The sequence below is a fragment of the Streptomyces sp. NPDC006463 genome (assembly GCF_042870715.1).
GTDB lineage: Bacteria > Actinomycetota > Actinomycetes > Streptomycetales > Streptomycetaceae > Streptomyces.
Window position 1 is genome coordinate 35,472 of record NZ_JBIAHP010000016.1, and the last position, 17,700, is coordinate 53,171.

Consider the following 17,700-nt stretch of genomic DNA (forward strand, 5'->3'; position numbering starts at 1 on the left):
GCCATGCGCGACGATCACGGGCGCGGCGGGCGCCGGGGCGGCAGCGTCCGCCTCGGCGTCCCCGCCCTGTCCGGCCTGATGGTGCTGTTGCTGGCGACAGGCTGGGTGGTGTCCGGGCGGCTGGTGAGCGACACCCCGCCGCTGGCCGTCGCGGCCGGCCGCACCGGGGCCAGCTTCCTGGTGATCAGCGCGATCTCCGCGCTGCGGCCGCGGAGCTGGCCGGCCATCCGGGCCGGCGCGGGCCGCCGGCGGGCCGTCGTCCTCCTGGCCTTCCTGGGGTTCTTCGCCTACTACACGGGCACGCTGCTCGGCGTCGACAGGATCGGTGCCTCCCAGGTGGGCCTCGTGGTGTCCCTCCTGCCGTGCATCACGTTCGCGATCGGCATCGTGGCCTTCCGTGAACCCACCTCCGCGCGCAAGGCCCTCGGGACCGTCCTCGCCGTCGCCGCGACGCTCGGCTACGCCATCGACGGGGGCTCGGCGAGCGGCGGCAGCGGGACGGGCGTGCTGGTCACCGGCGGCCTGTTCGCCCTCGCCGGCACCTTCGCGTACGCCCTGTACGGCTACGTGTACCGGCAGCACATGGCCGACGTACCGCCCATGGCCGCACTGCCCGCGGTGACGGGCGTGGGCACCGTCATGCTCGGACTCGCCGCGATCGCCTTCACACCCCTGGGCGCGATCGACTCCACGCAGTGGGCCGGAGTCGCCCTGCTCGGCGCGGTGCTCACCGCGCCCGTCTTCCTCATCTCCCACGAACTGATCGTGCGCAAGGGCCCGTTGTTCACCTCCGCCGTCGCCCTGATGGTGCCGTTCCTGGTGCGGCTGGGGGAGTGGGCGTGGGGCGCGGCGGACGCGCCGAGCCTGATCTCGGTCCTGTTCCTGGGACTGTGCTCGGCGGGTGTGTGGATGACGGTCGCCCCTTCGTCTTCCGGGCCGGCAGCGGAAGAACCCCGACCCGTCCCCTCGACAGAATCTGGAAGAAGCACACCGTGACAGCACCACGCGCGCCGCGCCCCACCGTCGTCCTCGTCTACCAGCGCACCTCGCTCCGCTGGGTCTTCGACAGCGCGCTGCGCGCCGGAATCGACATCGTCCTGGTTCCCCGCCCCGACGAGTCCGTATCGCCCGACCGGCTCCCGCCCGCCGTGGTGGACCTCCTCCCGCTGGACGTGGAAGGCGATCCGGTCAAGGCCCTGGCCCTCCTGCGGGAGCGGTACGAGAGCACCCCGTTCGACGGCATCACCACGCTCTACGACCCGGCCGTGCCGTTCGTCGCCGACGTGGCCGAAGCCCTCGGACTGCCCGGCCTCGGCAGCGCCGACGCGCGGGCGGCACAGGACAAGCGGATCATGCGACGGCGGCTGGCCGAAGCCGGACTGAACGTGCCCGGCTTCATCGTCCTGGACGACCCCGGCGCCTGGGACGGGGACAGCGGCCTGACGTTCCCGGTGGTGGTCAAGCCGGCGAACGGCTTCTCCAGCCTCGGTGTGACCAAGGCCGACAGTGCGGAGCAGCTCGGCGCCGTGATCGAGTCGGTCTGGGAGGTCTGCCGGACCAAGCTGAGCCAGGCCACCGGTCTGATCGTCGAGGAGTACCTGGACGGCCCGGAACTCGCCGTCGAGTCCTTCGCCGATCGCGGCGAGGTCACGGTGCTCTCCATCGGGTACAAGGGAGAGCCGACCGGCCCGTACTTCGAGGAGGGCGTGTACCGGGCACCGGCTCCGCTCCCGCAGGACGTCCGGGATGCGGTGGTACGGGAAGTGGCCGCAGCCCACTCCGCTCTCGGGGTGACCGACGGCCCGGCCCACACGGAACTGCGACTGCGCGGCGGCGTACGCCCGTACCTGCTGGAACTCGGCGCCCGCGTCGGCGGCTCCGGCGTCTCCCACTACATCGCCGAGCACGTCACCGGAGCCGATCTGGCCGCTGACGCGCTGCGCGTCGCCGCAGGACTCGCACCCGTCGGCGTGAACGACAGCGTGTCCGTCGGCGAGTCCGTCGGTGTGGGCGGCAGCGCGTCCGGCTCACCGGCGCGGCTGGCGCGGGCGACCGGCGCGGCGGCCAACTACATCGTCCCGTGCGGTGGATCGGGCCGGATCACCGCGATCCACGGTCTGGACGAGCTGGCCGAAGACCCGCGCGTGGACCACATCGTGCAGATGCTGCACCCGGGCGACGTGGTGCGTCCGTACCCCGACTTCACCGGCTATCCGGCGTTCGTCCTCTCCCACCACACGTCCACCCGGGACGCGGAGGAGTTCCACCGCTCCCTCGAAAGCCGCATCCGCATCGACTACGCACCGACAGGGGCAGCACAGTGACCTTCCCGTCCCTCGACGACCGCGACGGCGTGATCTGGCTCGACGGGCAGTTCGTCCCCTGGCGCGACGCCCGTCTGCACGTCCTCACCCACGGGCTCCACTACGGCGGTGGAGTCTTCGAGGGTGAACGGGTCTACGACGGCCACGTCTTCAAACTGACGGAGCACACGCGGCGGCTTCACGAGTCGGCGCGGGAGCTCGGCTTCCGCATCCCGTTCTCCGTCGAGGAGCTCGACGCGGCGACGCTCGAACTCGTCCACGAGCAGGGCATCGGCAATGGCTACGTCCGGCCCGTGGCATGGCGTGGCAGTGAGCAGATCAGCGTGTCCGGCGCCGGCACCTCCGTGCACGTCGCCATAGCCACCTGGGAGTGGCCGCATGTCTTCTCGGCCGACGCCAAGCAGCAGGGGATCCGCCTGGGCACCTCGCGCTGGCGGCGGCCGGCACCCGACACCGCCCCCGTACGGGCCAAGGCGGCCTCCCTGTACAACATCTGCACGCTGGCGCGCGACGCCGCCGACGAAGCCGGCTTCGACGATGCGTTGCTGCTGGACTACCGCGGTTACGTCGCGGAGGCCACCGGGGCCAACCTCTTCCTCGTGACCGGAGACGAGCTGCACACGCCGACGGCCGACTGCTTCCTCGCCGGCATCACCCGGCAGACGGTGCTCGGTCTGGCCCGCGACCTCGGCGTCCCGGTGGTCGAGCGGCACATCCTCCCCGAGGAGCTCGGTGGTTTCGAGGAGTGCTTCCTCACCGGGACGGCGTACGAGGTCCAGCCCGTCCGGGCCATCGACGGGCACGAGTATCAGGTGGGCAAGACGACCACCGCCCTGATGGAGGCCTACACCCGCCTGGTCCACTCCCGGGGCGTCGACCGGCTCCCCGACGGGCCCTGACCGGCTCGCCGGCTCAGGAGATTGCGTACCACTGGCTGGCCCAGCCGGTGTTGATGGTGCTGGTGGACTGTTCGGCGAGGTTCACGGTGGCCGGCAGCGAGGTCTGACCGGTCAGGACGGTGCTGTACCGGAGCTTGGGCGGCGCCAGACCGGCGTTGACCGAGATGCCGGCCCCCGTGGACTTCAGGGTGAGGCCGTTGGTGGCCCAATTGCCGTTGAGGAGGAGGGCGATGAAGTAGGTGCCGGGGGCGGCCGTGAACGGCTTGGCGAGGGGCAGCGGCTTGGCGACGGCATCGGTCATCAGCTGGGGCGAGATGTCCGGGGTGGCCGCGACCAGGGTGCCGGTGGCGTCGTACACGCCGAGGTAGCAGTTGGCGAGCTGGGCGTTCGGATCGATGCCGGCCAGGCCCAGCCAGATGTTCGACCAGGTGATCTGCTCGTTCAGGACGATCCGTACCAGGGTCACCCGCCCGCCGACCCCGGCGGACGACTGGGCGGTGACGTGTCCCGCGTCATTGGGGTCGCCGGTCCATGCCAGCAGGTTCTGATCCTGCGGCCGGGGCCCCTGGTACCCGGATCCGGACCCGCTGCTCTGCGTGGGCGCGGGCGCGGACGCTCCGGACGTCACCGCCCCGCGCGGGCTCCCGCCCTTCGCGGTGCAGCCGGCCAGTACGAGCAGCGCCGCGAGCGCGGCGGCGAGGCCGGTCGTGGCGGTGGTGGTGCGGGTGCGCATGGTCCCCCCATGAAGTGCGGATGTGCTGACGGGCCATGGTCACACGGGCGGATCCCCGGCTGGGCACCGGCCGAGTGGACGCATGTGAGTGAAGCTTCAACCGCCTTGCTCGGAGGGCGAGTTGGCTGGATCCCAAGGTGACTGCCGATGCGCGCACATGGCATGATCAACCCCGACGTTACCTACGGGTAACACCACCTCCCCCCAATCTGAAGGTCACACCTCCGTGCGCACGCTCGCCAGACGCCTCCTGATTCCCGGCCTGACCACGCTGGCCCTCGCCGCCACCGGCTGCTCCTCGACACCCCACACCACCGCCGCCGACGGGGCGAAGACCCCGACCGCGTCCGCGTCGACGGCCGAGGGCGCCGAGCAGCTCGACGTGGCCGCGGCGCCCCAGGGGTCGGCGGCGCCGACGGCCGTGGCCCGCGCCCGATCCGGCAAGGGCCAGCCCGAGAAGTCCTCCCTGAAGGTCGCCTCCTACGACAAGGAGAGCGGACGGGCCGTCATATCCGCCGCCCCGCAGGAGCGCACCAGCTCGCCGAGCCACTCCCCGTCGCCGGGCAAGACCGCCCCCGACCAGCCCGTCGCCGTGGACGACGTCATCGCCAGCGCACCCGCGCCCGGCGCCCCCGACGGTCTCCTCGCGAAGGTCACCGAGGTCGTCGGGAAGACCGACCGCGGCACCGAAGTGAAGACCGCCCCCACGACGCTGGCCTCCGTCCTCAAGGAGGACAAGGCCGACGGCAAGGTCCCGGTCGACCCGTCGGCGGTCACCGTCGAGCCCCTGATGAAGGGCGTCACCTTCTCCTGGGCGAAGGGCGAGGGACTGAAGTTCGGGCCCAAGGGAGGCGAGCTGCCCCTCGGTAACCTGCGGCTCGACGTGAACGCCGCGGTGGACACCGCCGAAGGCGCCCCCGCCTCGGCCGGCGCCTCGGTGTCCGGCTTCGTCCAGCTCGCCCCCAAGGTGGAGTTCTCGTACAACGGCCGCTCGGGCGGCGGCATCGGTCCGGACTCCGCCTTCCTCGGCATGAGTGGTGACTGGTCCTCGCAGTGGGAGCTCAAGGGCCGCGCGGCGGCGAGCACCGGCGCGCCCAAGCGGATCCCGTTCGCCAAGCTGCACAGCGACCCCGTCATCCAGGTGGGCCCGGTGCCCGTCGTCGTCAATCTGGACCTGACCTGTTACGTCCAGGTGGAGGCCGACGGCCGCGTGACCCTGGACGTGCAGCAGGACGTCAAGGGTGACTTCCGCGTCGGCGGCAGCTACGCCTCGGGCAAGGGCTGGACCCCGGTCAGCACGTCGGCCGTGCAGAGCTCGCCGGTCAAGGCGAGCGTCACTGCCACCGGACGCGTCAAGGGCGCCCTCGGCGCCGAAGCCTCCGTCGGCCTGTACGGCGCCGTCGGCGTCTCCGCCGACTTCGCCCCGTACCTGCGCGGTGAGGCCGATGCCAAGGCGACCGCCTCCACCGACGGCAAGACCTCGGTATCCGGTTCCTGGGCCCTGTACGGCGGCTTCGACCTGAGCGGACAGCTTCACCTCCAGCTGGCCCTGTTCGGTACGCCGGTCTTCGAGCGCCGCATCCCGCTGGGCACCCTCAACCGGGAGTGGCCGCTCGCCGGCGGCCAGACCGCCCGGTAGATCCCCACGGCCCGGCACCGGACGGTGCCGGGCCCCTCCGGCGGGCCGAGCCGCCCGCTCACGCAAAGTGCCTGACCGGTGACCGCGCCGAAGAGGGGCCGAAGGCCCGGACGAACCTGCGTGACCGGCCCGTCCCGGCGCTCGCGCCTATCGTGAGAGCAGCAGTCCTCAACGATCTCGCGCGCGGGCAGGTGGATCGTGTACAGACCCGAAACCGACTACAAGGCGGTCTTCCGGGCCCTACCCGGGGCCGTCGCGCTCCTGACCCCTGACCTGGTGTACCAGGAGGCCAACGACGCGTTCCTGGTCATGTCCGGGCGCACCCGCGAGCAGGTCATCGGCCGCTATCTGTTCGACGTCTTCCCCGACAACCCGCACGATCCCGCCGCGACGGGGATGCGCAACCTGAGCGCCTCCCTGCAACGGGTCGCGGCCACCGGGGAACGCGACGCGATGGCCCTGCAACGCTACGACGTGGAGGACCCCGACCGGCCCGGCGAGTGGGACGAGCGGTACTGGAGCCCGGTCAACGTTCCCGTCTTCGCCCCGGACGGCACCGTGGCACTCCTCCTGCACCGGGTGGAAGAGGTCACCGAACTCATCAGGGCCCGCGACGCCCGCAGTGGCGGGGGCAGCGGGGGCGCCGGGGCCAGCGCCCAGATCTTCGAGGCCGAGCTCTACACCCGCGCCCGGGAACTCCAGGAGGTCAACGAACGTCTGCGCCAGGCCCACGCCCGCGAACGCGAAGTGGCTCTCCACCTCCAAGAGGCGATGCTGCCCGCGCCCCGCCCGCTCGGTCACCACCAGGCCGCCGTGCGGTACCGGCCCGCCACCGGCGCCCTGAACGTGTGCGGTGACTGGTACGACCTCGTCGACCTGCCCGAAGAGGGCCGTACCGCCATCGCCGTGGGCGACGTCGTGGGCCACGGACTGCGCGCGGCCGGCGTGATGGGTCAGCTCCGCAGCGCGCTGTCGGCCGCCTCGCGCGTCGCCGACGGCCCCGCGCGGGCCCTGGAGGTCCTCGGCTTGTACGCCCGCTTCGTCGAAGGCGCCGAATCCACCACCGCCGTGTCCGTCTTCATCAACTGGAACAGCCGGACCCTCACCTACAGCAGCGCCGGCCACCCGCCGCCCGCACTCTGCCACCCCGACGGCACCGTGACCTTCCTCGACCAGGCCACCGACCCTCCACTCGGCGCCCGCCCCGAGCACGCTCCCCGCCCCCAGGCGCACACCGCGTTCACGGAGGACTCCGTCCTCGTCGTCTACACCGACGGACTCATCGAACGCCGCAGCGAAGACATCGACACCGGTATGCAGCGGCTCGCCGATTCCCTCGTACGACACCGCGCCGCCGTCCCCGACGCCCTGGCGGATGGCCTGCTGGCCGACCTCATCCCGCCCGTCGGCATCACCGACGACACCGCCCTGGTCGTCCTGCGCCTGTGACCTCGGCCGAGGTCACAGGCGCAGGCGGGCGGCCGCGTCAGCTGCCGGCGTCCGAGGGCGGCTCCAGCTGTTGCGGCTGGGTGTGTGCGGTGGCGCCGAGCGGCCGGGCGTCCTGCCGCTCGGGCCGGTGACCGGTCGCATCGGTGATCTTCAGGCGGGGCGTGTGGTCCGGTCCGGGCGCTGCGGGAATGAGCCTGCGGGCGAGGAGGCGGCCGACCCAGTGGCGTCCGCACGCCGGGCAGGACGTGGCTCCGGCGGGGGTGTACGGGGAGGGCACGGCGACGCCGTCGCGCGCGAAGTACTCCCAGATGCCGCCCTGATCGTCCGTGTACTGCTGGACGTCGTAGTCGATGCTCCACTCGTACCAGCACCGGCCGCAGGCGAATTCCACTCGCTCCAGTGCAAGTCCCGTGATCATTCGTTCTCGCCCCCTCTCGGACAGCCGGCGCTTTCCGTCGGGATCGCGGTCGCGAGCGCTGGCGAGCGTTCGCGGTGTGTCGCCCTATGTGACCGATATACCCCCTATCGGGATGGCTTGACAATATTCGGGGGAGCGTTTTGGGCCGGCGCTCGTGTCGGCGTCAGGGCTCCCGGGAGGTGTGGGGCGGCTCCGGCGCCTCGCGCTGAGCGTGACTTTCCATGACCGAACGGAAGGCGCTCATGCACGGGACGCAATAGCGTTCCGCCACTCCCTCGGACAGCAGGGCGGTGACGGTCCGGTCCGGGGCCAGGGTGTACCCGCACAGGGTGCCGGTGGCCGGGACCTTGGCTATGACGTGCCAGAGCATTTCGGATCCGCCGGGGGTGGACTCGGCGCGCATCTCGTACATGGGCGTGCCCTTCTGCCGTCGCGGCCGGTCGGGAACACCGGCTTGAAGTCCATGAGAGGGCTCTTCCTCCCAAGAGGCCAACGGGCGTAGGCCAAAGGAGGGAAGAAGGCATGCGGCAGGTTTGGCCGGGCGGGTCGCCGGGGGTGCTGCGCCGTGCCGTGGAGCCATATTTGAGTGGGGTCTTGTCAAGATTGTTGATGAGAGTCGTGTAGGTGGCATCGCCGTTCGTTTTCCGAATGACCGGTGCGATCCGAGGGCAGGGGCCGTCACAGGAGCCGTCACAGGAGGGCTGCCGTGGAGTGGTTCACCGACGACGCGTACTGGCTGGGCAGGCTGGTCTTCCAGCGTGGCCTCGCAGCCCTGTACTTCGTCGCCTTCCTGAGTTCCGCCCACCAGTTCCGGGCGCTCATCGGCGAGCGAGGGCTGCTCCCGGTGCCGCGTTTCGTGGCGGCCGTGCCCCTGCGCCACTCGCCCAGCATTTTTCACTTCCATTACTCCGACCGGTTCTTCGCGATCGTCGCGTGGACGGGCACGGCGCTGTCCGCGGCCCTCGTGGCGGGCGCGGCCGACCTGGTGCCGTTGTGGGCTTCGATGCTCCTGTGGGCACTCGTATGGGCGCTGTACCTGTCGATCGTCAATGTCGGTCAGACCTGGTACGCCTTCATGTGGGAATCGCTGCTCCTGGAAGCCGGCTTCCTTGCGATCTTCCTGGGCAACGCCCGGACGGCGCCCCCGGTCCTGGTGCTGTGGATGCTGTGGTGGCTGCTGTTCCGTCTGGAATTCGGGGCAGGGCTGATCAAACTGCGCGGCGACCCCTGCTGGCGCGACCTGACCTGCCTGTACTACCACCACGAGACCCAACCGATGCCCAGCCCCCTCAGCTGGTTCTTCCACCACTTGCCCGGACCGATGCACCGGGTGGAGACCGCCGCGAACCACCTCGCCCAGCTCGGCGCCCCCCTGGCCCTGTTCGCACCACAACCCGTCGCGAGCGTGGCCGCCGGCGTCATCGTCGTCACGCAGCTGTGGCTCGTGGCGTCCGGCAACTTCGCCTGGCTCAACTGGCTGGCCCTGCTGCTCGCCCTCACCGCGATCGACGGAGGGCGGGCCGCCGAAGTACTGCCGCTGCCCGGGCCTGCGGCGCAGGCCGCCCCGCCCGCCTGGTACGAGGGCATCGTGCTGGCGGTCGCCGTCGTGGTGGCCGTGCTCAGTTACTGGCCGGTCCGCAACATGCTGTCCCGGCACCAGGTGATGAACGCATCCTTCAATCCGTTCCACGTGGTCAACACCTACGGAGCTTTCGGCTCCGTAGGCCGGGTCCGCCACGAAGTGGTGATCGAAGGCACCGACGAGCACGAGATCACCGACGACACGGTGTGGAAGGAGTACCGCTTCAAGGGCAAACCCGGTGACGTGCGCCGCCTGCCACCGCAGGTCGCCCCGTACCACCTCCGCCTGGACTGGCTGATGTGGTTCGCCGCCATCTCGCCCGCCTACGCGGCGCCCTGGTTCGGAGCGTTCATCGGAAAGCTCCTGGACAACGACCCGGCCACCCTCAGGCTTCTGCGCGGCAACCCCTTCCCCGCCTCGCCGCCCGCCTGCATCCGCGCCCGCCTCTACCGCTACGCGTTCACCGACCGGCACGAGCTCCGCAGCAGCCGGATGTGGTGGCACCGCACGCTCGCGGGTGAATTCCTTCCGGCGGTCACGAAGGCGCGATGAAGCCCCGCCGGGGGCGGGCCTACCGCCGGTCGGCTCACCCGGCACTGCGCGCGGACCGATACGTTTCTACGCTGGCTGAATGAGCATCAGATCCTCTGGGCGCAGAACCGGCTCCGGCGCGGCAGCTCTCGCCATCGGTGCGTCGGTCCTCCTCACACCGACGGCCGTGGGCCTCCCGCGAGCCGATCCGCTGCCGCCGCGACCCGCCTCGTCCGTCGGTGCGTCGCTGTTGCACGGCTCCGGGACCCATGTGCGGGCGCGACAGGGGGCGCCCGAGCTGCCGGACGATGTGTCGGCGCTGTCGTGGCTGGTCGCGGATGTCCGCACGGGCGAGGTGCTCGCGGCCCACGATGCGCACCGTCGGCTGCCTCCGGCCAGCACCCTCAAGACCCTCTTCGCGCTCACCGCGCTGCCCCGACTTCCCGCCTCCAGCCGGCACACGGTCACCGAGGCCGAGCTGGACGAGGTGCCGGACGGCAGCAGCACGGTGGGCGTTTCCGCTGATCACACCTACCGGGCGGCGGACCTGTGGAGGGGTGTCTTCCTCAGCTCGGGTAACGACGCCGTGCACGTACTGGCCGAGATGAACGGCGGCTGGGATGTCACGGCGGCGCAGATGCAGGCCAAGGCGCGCGCATTGGGCGCACGGGACACCACCGTCGTCTCCCCGGACGGCTACGACGCGGAAGGTCAGGTTTCCTCGGCCTACGATCTTGCCGTCTTCGGCCGTACGGGCCTCGCTGACCCGGCCTTCGCCGCCTACGCCGCGACCGCCGACGCCCGCTTCCCCGGCGGCACCCACAGCGACGGCAGTCCCACCTGGACGTTCGGTATCGAGAACACCAACCGGTTGGTGACCGGCGAAGACGGTGTGGGCCGGTACCCCGGGATCGTCGGTGTCAAGAACGGCTACACCTCCCAGGCGGGCTACACGCTGATCGCGGCCGCCCGACGTGGCGGCCGCACCCTGCTGGTGACGGTGATGAACCCTCAGCGGGGCGGCGCGAACGCGGTGTACGAGGAAGCCTGGTCCCTGCTGGACTGGGGATTCGCCGCAGCTGGACATGTCGATCCGGTCGGATCGCTGGCCCCTCCGGCGTCCCCCGGGAAGCCGCGCAGCGTCCCCGTTCGTGCCACCGCCCCGGAGCGCCCCCGGACGAGTACCCACAGGACCTACGTCGTGTCGGCCGTGTTCCTCGTCGCGGCAGGCCTCGCCGGGGCGGCTGTCCTGCGAGGCCGCCGGAGCAGCCGGCGGGGCGCAGGTCAGGCACGTACGCCCTGAACGGGTACGGCCGTTGACAATGCCGTACCGGCCGGAGCGTCGGCCGGGTCAGGAAGTCCGGCCGGTGTCCGCTTCCAGGTGCATGCCATGGCACAGTGCCCAGCAGACGAAGAGGTTGACGGCGACCAGTACCAAGGCCCACAAGGGGTAGTACGGGATCCACAGGAAGTTGGCGATCGCGCCCAGTCCGGCGACGAAGACGCCGAAGTAGCGCGCCCACAGGGCTCCGCTGAGTACGGCGCAGCCGGCGAGGACGATGACGATGCCCAGAATGAGGTGTACCCAGCCCCAGCCGGTCAGGCTGAACTCGAACACGTAGTGGCGCGTCGCGAGGAACACGTCGTCCTTGGCGATGGCCGAGATCCCCTCGAAGATCGCCATTGCCCCGCCGAAGATCATGAAGCATGCGGCCACGAGGGTGGTTCCGGATGTGGGCGCGTGCCAGGGACTCGGTTGTGCGGCGCTGGCTCGGGATCTGCTGGCGTCACTGGCCATTTCGGTCTCCATGGGTTACGGAGCCGGCCTGGCAGGCCAGGACCGGCGGGATCCCCCGGTTTCAGCGTGTCACGGCGTCCTTCCATCGGCATTCCGGCCTTCCACGCCTGCCCCGCCCCCGCGGTGGTGGGATGCTGAATACCGTAGGAAGGACCGGCGTGCGTCGGGTCCCGTCCCCAACCGGGAGGTGCTCATGTCGGAGCTGGTGGTGATCGGGTACGACGATCCCGAGACCGCCCGGCAGGCCTACGCCGCCGTCCAGGAACTCCACCGGGACCACGTCATCAGCGTGAGCGGGCTGGCAGTGGTGTCCGTGGACGCACAGGGCGAGACGCACGTGGACACGCCGAGCCGTCTCATCGGCCCGTCAGCCGCGGCGGGGGCCGTGTGGGGCATGGTCTTCGGCGTGCTGTTCCTGCTGCCCGGCGTCGGGCTGGTGGCCGGCGCCGCGGTGGGCGGGATCCTCGGCAAGCTCGTCAAATCCGGCATCGACGAACGGTTTCGCGGTCAGGTCCAGGACCTGCTCAGGCCTGGGACGGCAGCCGTGGCGGTCATGGGCCTGGTGGCTGCGGAGGACAGCTTCACCGAAGCCGTGCAACGGCACGGCGGCACGGTCCTGAAGACCTCGCTCGACGCCGCGCAGGAGCGGGAACTGGCCGAGCAGCTCGCCGGCTCCCAGCCGTAAGCGCGCGAGCGGGTGACGACTATCCACCCGAGCCGTCCTCGTACCGGGTCGGCTCCCGGCGCAGCCGCTGGGCCAGCCCGTGCAGGCGCGGGAAGCGCTCCCGCTGCTCGCGGGCGTGCCGGTCGAGCTCCTCCAGGAGCCGTTCGGAACGCTTCTCGACCCCGAGCTCGTCCAGCACCCGGTCCGCTTCGGCGAGCAGCGCCCCGTGCAGCTGCCATTCCCCGGGGTGGTCCCGGACCTGTTCCAGCAGGAGCTCCGCGAGGCGCTCACGGCTGGAGCGTGCCGTGCCCAGCTCCTTGATCAGCCGGGCTTCGGCCTCCTCGGCGTTGGCGCTGACCTGTGCCGTGATCAGCTCGGCGAAGGCCTCCACGGCCATGGCCATGTGGGCGTACAGGTCTTGCAGGGCGCCGCTGATGGCGGGCGGCAGCAGGGGCTGCTCCACCCGGACCTTGGCGAGGTCGGTGAGGGTCCGGCAGGACACGCGCAGGACGACCGCGCAGATCTCCAGCGTGTCGAGCCCCGTGCGCAGCACCATGCTGAACAGGGCGCCCTCGCGCACGCGGGGGTTCAGGCGCAGACTGTCCTCCGCCTGCCTGAGGGCGCCGTCCACCTCGGCGATGTCGTTGTCGAGCTGGCGCGCTTCGTGCAGCCGGGCGGCCGCCTCCGCCACCGTCGTGCTGCCGCCCAGTTCACCGCCGATGTGCTGGAGCAGGGTACGCATGCGCGCGGCGAGGTCGGTGATGGCGTCACTGGCGGGCTGCACCCACACGGGAGGAACGAACAGGACGTTGAAGAGAAGGCCGACGGCGGCGCCGATCAGCGTCTCCAGAACCCGGTCCCAAGCGGTGTCCGCCACTCGGGTCACGCCCAGGACCAGCATGGCGCTGATCGCGACTTCCGGGACGAACTCGCCGGCCTTGACCACGCGGCCGATGACGAGCGAGGCAAGGATGATCAGGCCCAGACTCCACCAGGTCAACCCCACCAGGGCACTGAAGCCGATCGCGAGGACGACCCCGGCGACGACGGAGTTGACGCGGCGGACCCCGGTGGTGAGCGTGGTGTAGAGGGTCACCTGCACCACGAGCAGCGCGGTGAGGGGCGCGGTGAGCGGCGCAGGCTCGCTGCTGAGCTGGAGTGCGACGACGTACGAGACGACGGCGGCGGCCGTGGAGCGGAGCGCCTGGGTGACGGCGGGTTCCTGTCGCCGCTGTACGAATTGCCGTAGTGGGGCCATTGTCTGCGTCATCCCCTGCGCCTTCCCTGTCGGCCCCGGCACACGCGCCGCCACCGGCAGACCGAGTCCCGGCCGGCGGCGAGGCGTACGACCCAGGGGCGCACGGTGGCGAAAGGCTGCGCGAGCCCCGGCTCGGCCGCATCCTCGCCCAGGGCGTCCGGCGCGGGCATCGGCCGCAGTACGCCGCGCTGCCCGTTCACCCGGAAGGAGCCGCCGGGGAACGCCTGGCCGGCGGCGCCGATCGCGCGGGTTCGGCGCCCGGGGATCACTTTCCGGGGGACTCGACACCCTGCGTGGGTGTGCCGCGTCCTCCTGTGCGCGCGCAGCTCCCATACTGCTTGCCAGCACGGACCCGGTCCAGGACGAGGAGATGGCACGTGACGCTTCCTGCTGCTTCCGAGCAGTGGCCACCTGACGCGGTGGGAGTATGCGCGGCTGCTGGCCGAAGTCCCCTGAGGCCTGCCCCCGAGCAGCCGACGAGGGCGTGGGCGCTGGGGATCCTCATGGCGTCGACCCCCTGCACCGCTTCGGCGGCGGGGGAGATCCTCGACGCGGCCGCGAGGCAGGCCGCCGTCACGACGCGACAGGTGGTCGCGGCGTTGGTGGAGCGTTCGCGAGGCGGGCAACCGCCGAGGCGGATCGAGCGTGCGCTGCGGCTGGCGGTCGAAGCGGCGCGGGCCCCGGCCGCCGAACCGTCGTGCGCGCTGTTGCCCGAACTCGGCCGGGTGACCGAGGTGCTGGATCGTTTCCGTGCCTCCCAGGCCCGGCTGCGGGCAGATCCGGCCGACGCGGAGGCCCGGCAGGGGCTGGACGACGCGGCCTACACGCTGTGCGTCCTGATGGGCCGCCGCACCGCGTACCAGGCCCTGCGGTCGGCGGGCGAGTACGTGGCCGCGCATCCGGGTTCCTGAGCCGTCCCTCGGTCCGAGGATGCCGCGCGCTCCCGCCACTCGCGGGGCGCGCGGCGGTCAGACGCTCGCCAACTGCGGAATCAGGCGCAGCGCGTTGTCGTGGTAGATCCCCTTCAGCTGCCCGGGGGTCAGGGCGGGGTCCGCCTCCAGGGCGCGGATCGCCAGCTTCGTGACGGTGTCCGCGGGGGCGGCGGGCCAGTCCGTGCCGAAGAGGATGTGGTCGGCGGGCACGTGGTCGAGGAGCGCTGCCGCGCCGGCCATGGGACCCGCCGTGTCGTAGTAGAAGCGGCGCAGGTGGTCACGGACCGCGGCGGGTTCGAGCGGCGGGTCGCAGAACCGTCCGAGAGCCTCCAGACGCCCCGCGATGTACGGCAGGAAGCCGCCGGCGTGCGGCAGGATGACGGCAATGTTCGGGAACCGGTCGAGGGTCCGGTGGGTGATCATGTTGACTGCGGCCCGCGTCGTGTCCAGCAGGAAGTCGCACATGAAGTTCGGGATGCCCGGAACCGTCACCGCCCCGGGCGCGCCGTCCGGGAGATTGTGCGGATGGGTGTCGACCACGGCGGACGCGTCGTTCAACTCGTGGAACACGCGGTCGTACGTGGGATCGCCGAGGTAGACGCCTCCGTAGTTGGCCGTCACGTTCACACCGACGGCGCCGAGCTGTCCGAGCCCGCGACGTACGGCCCAGGACGACGCGTCGAGGTCATCGAGGAACAGCGGCACGTAGAAGGAGAACCGTCCCGGATGTGATGCCGCCACCTCCAACGCCGACTGCATCGTGATGTTGATGGCTTCACGCAGCTGCGCCGATGAGCGGTAGCGCGCCGGCAGCATGGGCTTGAGGACGGCTGTCGCGATGCCCGCCCGGTTCATGAAGTCGACCGCGGCGTCGATGTCGAGCCGTGACCACGGAGGCAGCTTTTCCGGTTTGATCAGCCCGTGACGGGCTGCCCACTCGCGCCATTCCGGTGCGCAGAAGTGATGATGCATGTCGATCTTCGATGGCGCCCCGTGTGGTTCGCCCAGGTCCGGAGCGGAAGGGTCCCGCGCGAGGCCGGCGCTCGAATCGGCGCCCGCGGCGGAGACCAGCGGATCGTCCGCCGGTGTTCCGAGGAGACTCACCTTGGAGGTGCTCGCGGAATCCGTCATGCCAAATCCACCGTCCGTCGGGTCTGCGCCAGTTGGTCAGTCGGTCAGTCGGTCAGTCGCTCTGTCTGCCGGTCCGTCAGTTTCCGGAGGTCGTGGAGGTCGCCGGGCTCACGGACGACACCGCCGAGGTGGAGGACGTCACCGTGGCCACGGGCGCCGTGGCGGGGCGAACGGCAGGTGGCCGGGACGGCTCCAGGACGAGCCGGAGCTCCTGGAGCCCCCGGAATGCCGCCATCGGCCCGGTGAGCCATGCCGCCCCGTTCTCCTCCTCCGTGTTCGCGAGTTCCATCTCCGGGAATTCCCGCAGCAGGCAGGAGAGCGCGATCTCGAGTTCGAGCCGTGCGAGCGGAGCGCCCAGGCAGTAGTGAGTGCCGTGACCGAAGCCCAGGTGCGTGCCCTGGATCCCCTCGCGCGTCACGTCCAGTACGTCGGGGGAGTCGAACTTCTCGGGGTCGCGGTTCGCCGAGGTGATGGCGATCTGGACGAGGGAACCCTTGGGGATCACAGTTCCCCGGATCTCCGCGTCCTGCGTCGCGTACCGGAACGTCGAGGTCTCCACCGAACCCTCGAACCGTACGATCTCCTCCACCGCCCGCGGGATCAGCAGCGGGTCCCTCCGGAGCTTCTCCAGCTGATCCGGATGGAGCAGCAGGTTCAGCACGGAGTTGCCGATCTGGAACGCGGTCGTCTTGTGTCCGGCGAAGAAGAGGACCCACAACGACGAGATCAGTTCGGAGTCTTCCAGCCCTTCCTCCGCCCGGATGAGGTCGCTGAGGAACGAGTCCGACGGATGGGCGCGCGTGTACGCGATGAGCTGGGCCAGCCGGTCGCGCAGCCACTCCTCGGCTGCCTGCAGCTCCGCCCCCATCCGGGGATCGAACCTCGCGCGCGACACCACCGCGAAGTGGGCCAGGATCTCGGGACGGTCCCCTTCGGGGATGCCCATCAGGTCGCACAGGACCGCGATGGGAAGCGGGAACGCGAACGACGCCATCAGGTCGACGGCGTCGCTCTTGCTGCACGCGCCGAGCAGCTTCTCCGCGATCGCGGTGACCTTCGGCCTCATCTCCTCCACCCGCCGGGGGGTGAAGCCGCTCCGCAGAACCCGGCGCAGCCGCGTGTGCCGGGGCGGGTCCGAGTTCAGGACGTTGTCGTCGAGGGCGTCGAAGAAGCTGCCGTACACGGCGTGGTACGTGTCGATGGCCCCGCGCATGTCCTTGCTGAAGCGCGGGTCCGACAGGGCGTCCCGGGCGTCTTCGTAGCGGGTGATGAGATAGGTGTCGACCCCGTGCGGAGGCGTCAGCAGGCACACCGGGGCCTGCTCGCGCAGGGCGGCGTACACGGGATGGGGGCACGCCCGGTATTCCGGCGCGCCCCTGGACACGGCCGACACGAGGTCAGGCAGCGCTCCGCCGCTGGTCGGTGCCGCATTCTCCTGCGTCATGTTCCGCACCCTCCGTGGCACTCGAGTTCTGCGGACACACGGGTTCCCTGCGGGAGCGCGGCGTGAAACCACCGGTGGCTCGATGGAGTGAGCCGTTTCCGCCGCTCGTCACCGCCTGCGGCTGCCCGGGCCGGACCGGGAAGGGGCTCGGCAGGCCCGGCGGACGAGCGTACCGACACGGTCCGCGGGGCCCCGCCCGTCGTCACCCGACCGGCTGTCAGCCGACCCGTCGGGCCGTGTGGCGGGCCGACGGATCGCGGGACAGGCTGCTCGTGAAGTCAGCCCGCCCCGAGGAGCCAGCCCCTCCAGGGAGCTCACCGCAAGGAGTCCGCGCATGGTCCGACGTCTCGCCCCGGTCCTCACGATCGCCGCCTCGCTGACCGTGGCGCTCGTCGCCGCTCCCGCGGCCGGAGCCGATCCCGGCGAAGCCGGCGCCTCCACTGTCATGTACGGGGCGACCGCGAGGTTCCAGCAGCACGCCCTCGCGGTGAAGGCGGGCTACGTGCCGGACAAGTACTGCGTGGTCAACCGGGCGGGCCCGGGGGCACTCGGCTACCCGCACTTCAACCACTCGTACGACAACTCCCTCGACCCGGCGAAGCCCGCCGCCCTGTTCTACGAGGACGACGGGCGTGGGGGCAAGCGCCTCGTCGGGGTCCAGTGGCTGGTCTACGACCGTGACCAGAACACGGCGACGGACGACGACCGGCCCACCTTGTTCGGCACTCCCTTCACCGGCCCGCACCGCGGCAACTTTCCGGGCCAGCCCGTCCACTACGCCCTTCACCGGTGGCTCTGGAAGAAGAACCCCCTCGGCGAGTTCGAGACGTACAACCCGACGGTGAGGTGCCTTCCCGGCACCACCCGCCCCAAGTAGTCCGTCCGGCGCTCCGCCCCG

Annotated in this window: 17 protein-coding genes; 10 read left to right on the top strand and 7 right to left on the bottom strand. The window is 71.0% G+C overall.

Features of this window, described 5'->3' with window-relative positions; translation table 11 throughout:
* The first annotated feature begins 3 nt into the window (after window positions 1-3).
* The 3 genes from ACFYOB_RS26875 to ACFYOB_RS26885 are packed head-to-tail and all read left to right on the top strand — an operon-like array spanning window position 4 to window position 3,223.
* Complete coding sequence (locus ACFYOB_RS26875; protein ID WP_388563603.1) at window positions 4-996, top strand: DMT family transporter; 993 nt, start codon at window positions 4-6, stop codon at window positions 994-996.
* Window positions 993-2,324, top strand: coding sequence for an ATP-grasp domain-containing protein (locus ACFYOB_RS26880; RefSeq protein WP_388563605.1), 1,332 nt, complete (start codon window positions 993-995; stop codon window positions 2,322-2,324). Before ACFYOB_RS26875 ends, ACFYOB_RS26880 begins: the two co-directional genes overlap by 4 nt.
* Window positions 2,321-3,223, top strand: coding sequence for a branched-chain amino acid aminotransferase (locus ACFYOB_RS26885; protein WP_388563607.1), 903 nt, complete (start codon window positions 2,321-2,323; stop codon window positions 3,221-3,223). Before ACFYOB_RS26880 ends, ACFYOB_RS26885 begins: the two co-directional genes overlap by 4 nt.
* A 13-nt stretch (window positions 3,224-3,236) precedes the next feature.
* On the opposite strand, the gene ACFYOB_RS26890 is transcribed toward ACFYOB_RS26885, so the two are convergent.
* Window positions 3,237-3,956 carry a hypothetical protein gene (locus ACFYOB_RS26890; RefSeq protein WP_388563609.1) on the bottom strand — a complete coding sequence of 240 codons (720 nt, stop codon included), beginning with the start codon at window positions 3,954-3,956 and terminating at the stop codon, window positions 3,237-3,239.
* A 226-nt stretch (window positions 3,957-4,182) separates the two neighbouring features.
* On the opposite strand from ACFYOB_RS26890, the gene ACFYOB_RS26895 reads away from it, so the two are divergent.
* Both ACFYOB_RS26895 and ACFYOB_RS26900 read left to right on the top strand, forming a co-directional pair.
* Window positions 4,183-5,595, top strand: a complete 1,413-nt coding sequence (locus ACFYOB_RS26895) for a hypothetical protein (RefSeq protein ID WP_388563611.1) — start codon at window positions 4,183-4,185, stop codon at window positions 5,593-5,595.
* A 198-nt stretch (window positions 5,596-5,793) separates the two neighbouring features.
* The gene (locus ACFYOB_RS26900) at window positions 5,794-7,044 is read left to right on the top strand and encodes a PP2C family protein-serine/threonine phosphatase (RefSeq protein ID WP_388563613.1); all 1,251 of its coding nucleotides are present in this window, start codon (window positions 5,794-5,796) and stop codon (window positions 7,042-7,044) included.
* A 37-nt stretch (window positions 7,045-7,081) separates the two neighbouring features.
* Here ACFYOB_RS26900 and ACFYOB_RS26905 read toward each other — a convergent pair whose 3' ends face one another.
* Together ACFYOB_RS26905 and ACFYOB_RS26910 are read right to left on the bottom strand one after the other, a co-directional pair.
* Complete coding sequence (locus ACFYOB_RS26905; protein WP_388563615.1) at window positions 7,082-7,462, bottom strand: hypothetical protein; 381 nt, start codon at window positions 7,460-7,462, stop codon at window positions 7,082-7,084.
* A 163-nt stretch (window positions 7,463-7,625) separates the two neighbouring features.
* Window positions 7,626-7,874 (bottom strand): hypothetical protein, encoded by a 249-nt coding sequence (locus tag ACFYOB_RS26910; protein WP_388563617.1) that lies wholly within the window; start codon window positions 7,872-7,874, stop codon window positions 7,626-7,628.
* A 294-nt stretch (window positions 7,875-8,168) separates the two neighbouring features.
* On the opposite strand from ACFYOB_RS26910, the gene ACFYOB_RS26915 reads away from it, so the two are divergent.
* The gene (locus ACFYOB_RS26915) at window positions 8,169-9,596 is read left to right on the top strand and encodes a lipase maturation factor family protein (RefSeq protein WP_388563619.1); all 1,428 of its coding nucleotides are present in this window, start codon (window positions 8,169-8,171) and stop codon (window positions 9,594-9,596) included.
* 79 nt (window positions 9,597-9,675) lie between these two features.
* Window positions 9,676-10,878, top strand: coding sequence for a D-alanyl-D-alanine carboxypeptidase family protein (locus tag ACFYOB_RS26920; RefSeq protein ID WP_388563621.1), 1,203 nt, complete (start codon window positions 9,676-9,678; stop codon window positions 10,876-10,878).
* Between the two features lie 48 nt (window positions 10,879-10,926).
* On the opposite strand, the gene ACFYOB_RS26925 is transcribed toward ACFYOB_RS26920, so the two are convergent.
* The gene (locus ACFYOB_RS26925) at window positions 10,927-11,373 is read right to left on the bottom strand and encodes a hypothetical protein (RefSeq protein ID WP_388563623.1); all 447 of its coding nucleotides are present in this window, start codon (window positions 11,371-11,373) and stop codon (window positions 10,927-10,929) included.
* A gap of 193 nt (window positions 11,374-11,566) precedes the next feature.
* On the opposite strand from ACFYOB_RS26925, the gene ACFYOB_RS26930 reads away from it, so the two are divergent.
* Window positions 11,567-12,058 carry a DUF1269 domain-containing protein gene (locus ACFYOB_RS26930; RefSeq protein ID WP_388563625.1) on the top strand — a complete coding sequence of 164 codons (492 nt, stop codon included), beginning with the start codon at window positions 11,567-11,569 and terminating at the stop codon, window positions 12,056-12,058.
* A gap of 19 nt (window positions 12,059-12,077) precedes the next feature.
* On the opposite strand, the gene ACFYOB_RS26935 is transcribed toward ACFYOB_RS26930, so the two are convergent.
* Window positions 12,078-13,307, bottom strand: coding sequence for an aromatic acid exporter family protein (locus ACFYOB_RS26935; RefSeq protein ID WP_388563627.1), 1,230 nt, complete (start codon window positions 13,305-13,307; stop codon window positions 12,078-12,080).
* Window positions 13,308-13,798: 491 nt separating this feature from the next.
* Between ACFYOB_RS26935 and ACFYOB_RS26940 the strand changes: the two genes are divergently transcribed.
* Window positions 13,799-14,206, top strand: coding sequence for a DUF5133 domain-containing protein (locus ACFYOB_RS26940; protein WP_388563629.1), 408 nt, complete (start codon window positions 13,799-13,801; stop codon window positions 14,204-14,206).
* Window positions 14,207-14,263: 57 nt separating this feature from the next.
* Here the strand turns inward: ACFYOB_RS26940 and ACFYOB_RS26945 are convergent, their stop codons facing one another.
* Both ACFYOB_RS26945 and ACFYOB_RS26950 read right to left on the bottom strand, forming a co-directional pair.
* Window positions 14,264-15,358 (bottom strand): amidohydrolase family protein, encoded by a 1,095-nt coding sequence (locus tag ACFYOB_RS26945; protein WP_388563631.1) that lies wholly within the window; start codon window positions 15,356-15,358, stop codon window positions 14,264-14,266.
* Between the two features lie 76 nt (window positions 15,359-15,434).
* Complete coding sequence (locus ACFYOB_RS26950) at window positions 15,435-16,802, bottom strand: cytochrome P450 (RefSeq protein ID WP_388563633.1); 1,368 nt, start codon at window positions 16,800-16,802, stop codon at window positions 15,435-15,437.
* Between the two features lie 334 nt (window positions 16,803-17,136).
* On the opposite strand from ACFYOB_RS26950, the gene ACFYOB_RS26955 reads away from it, so the two are divergent.
* The gene (locus ACFYOB_RS26955) at window positions 17,137-17,679 is read left to right on the top strand and encodes a hypothetical protein (protein WP_388563635.1); all 543 of its coding nucleotides are present in this window, start codon (window positions 17,137-17,139) and stop codon (window positions 17,677-17,679) included.
* The last annotated feature ends 21 nt before the right edge of the window (window positions 17,680-17,700 follow it).

Excerpts from the sequence above, each read along its gene's own strand:
- ACFYOB_RS26925 (WP_388563623.1), bottom strand. The coding sequence starts at position 11,373 with ATGGCCAGTGACGCCAGCAGATCCCGAGCCAGCGCCGCACAACCGAGT.
- ACFYOB_RS26935 (WP_388563627.1), bottom strand. The coding sequence starts at position 13,307 with ATGACGCAGACAATGGCCCCACTACGGCAATTCGTACAGCGGCGACAG.
- ACFYOB_RS26940 (WP_388563629.1), top strand. The coding sequence starts at position 13,799 with ATGGCGTCGACCCCCTGCACCGCTTCGGCGGCGGGGGAGATCCTCGAC.
- ACFYOB_RS26955 (WP_388563635.1), top strand. The coding sequence starts at position 17,137 with ATGGTCCGACGTCTCGCCCCGGTCCTCACGATCGCCGCCTCGCTGACC.
- ACFYOB_RS26890 (WP_388563609.1), bottom strand. The coding sequence starts at position 3,956 with ATGCGCACCCGCACCACCACCGCCACGACCGGCCTCGCCGCCGCGCTC.
- ACFYOB_RS26930 (WP_388563625.1), top strand. The coding sequence starts at position 11,567 with ATGTCGGAGCTGGTGGTGATCGGGTACGACGATCCCGAGACCGCCCGG.
- ACFYOB_RS26950 (WP_388563633.1), bottom strand. The coding sequence starts at position 16,802 with ATGACGCAGGAGAATGCGGCACCGACCAGCGGCGGAGCGCTGCCTGAC.
- ACFYOB_RS26910 (WP_388563617.1), bottom strand. The coding sequence starts at position 7,874 with ATGTACGAGATGCGCGCCGAGTCCACCCCCGGCGGATCCGAAATGCTC.
- ACFYOB_RS26875 (WP_388563603.1), top strand. The coding sequence starts at position 4 with ATGCGCGACGATCACGGGCGCGGCGGGCGCCGGGGCGGCAGCGTCCGC.
- ACFYOB_RS26920 (WP_388563621.1), top strand. The coding sequence starts at position 9,676 with ATGAGCATCAGATCCTCTGGGCGCAGAACCGGCTCCGGCGCGGCAGCT.
- ACFYOB_RS26905 (WP_388563615.1), bottom strand. The coding sequence starts at position 7,462 with ATGATCACGGGACTTGCACTGGAGCGAGTGGAATTCGCCTGCGGCCGG.
- ACFYOB_RS26945 (WP_388563631.1), bottom strand. The coding sequence starts at position 15,358 with ATGACGGATTCCGCGAGCACCTCCAAGGTGAGTCTCCTCGGAACACCG.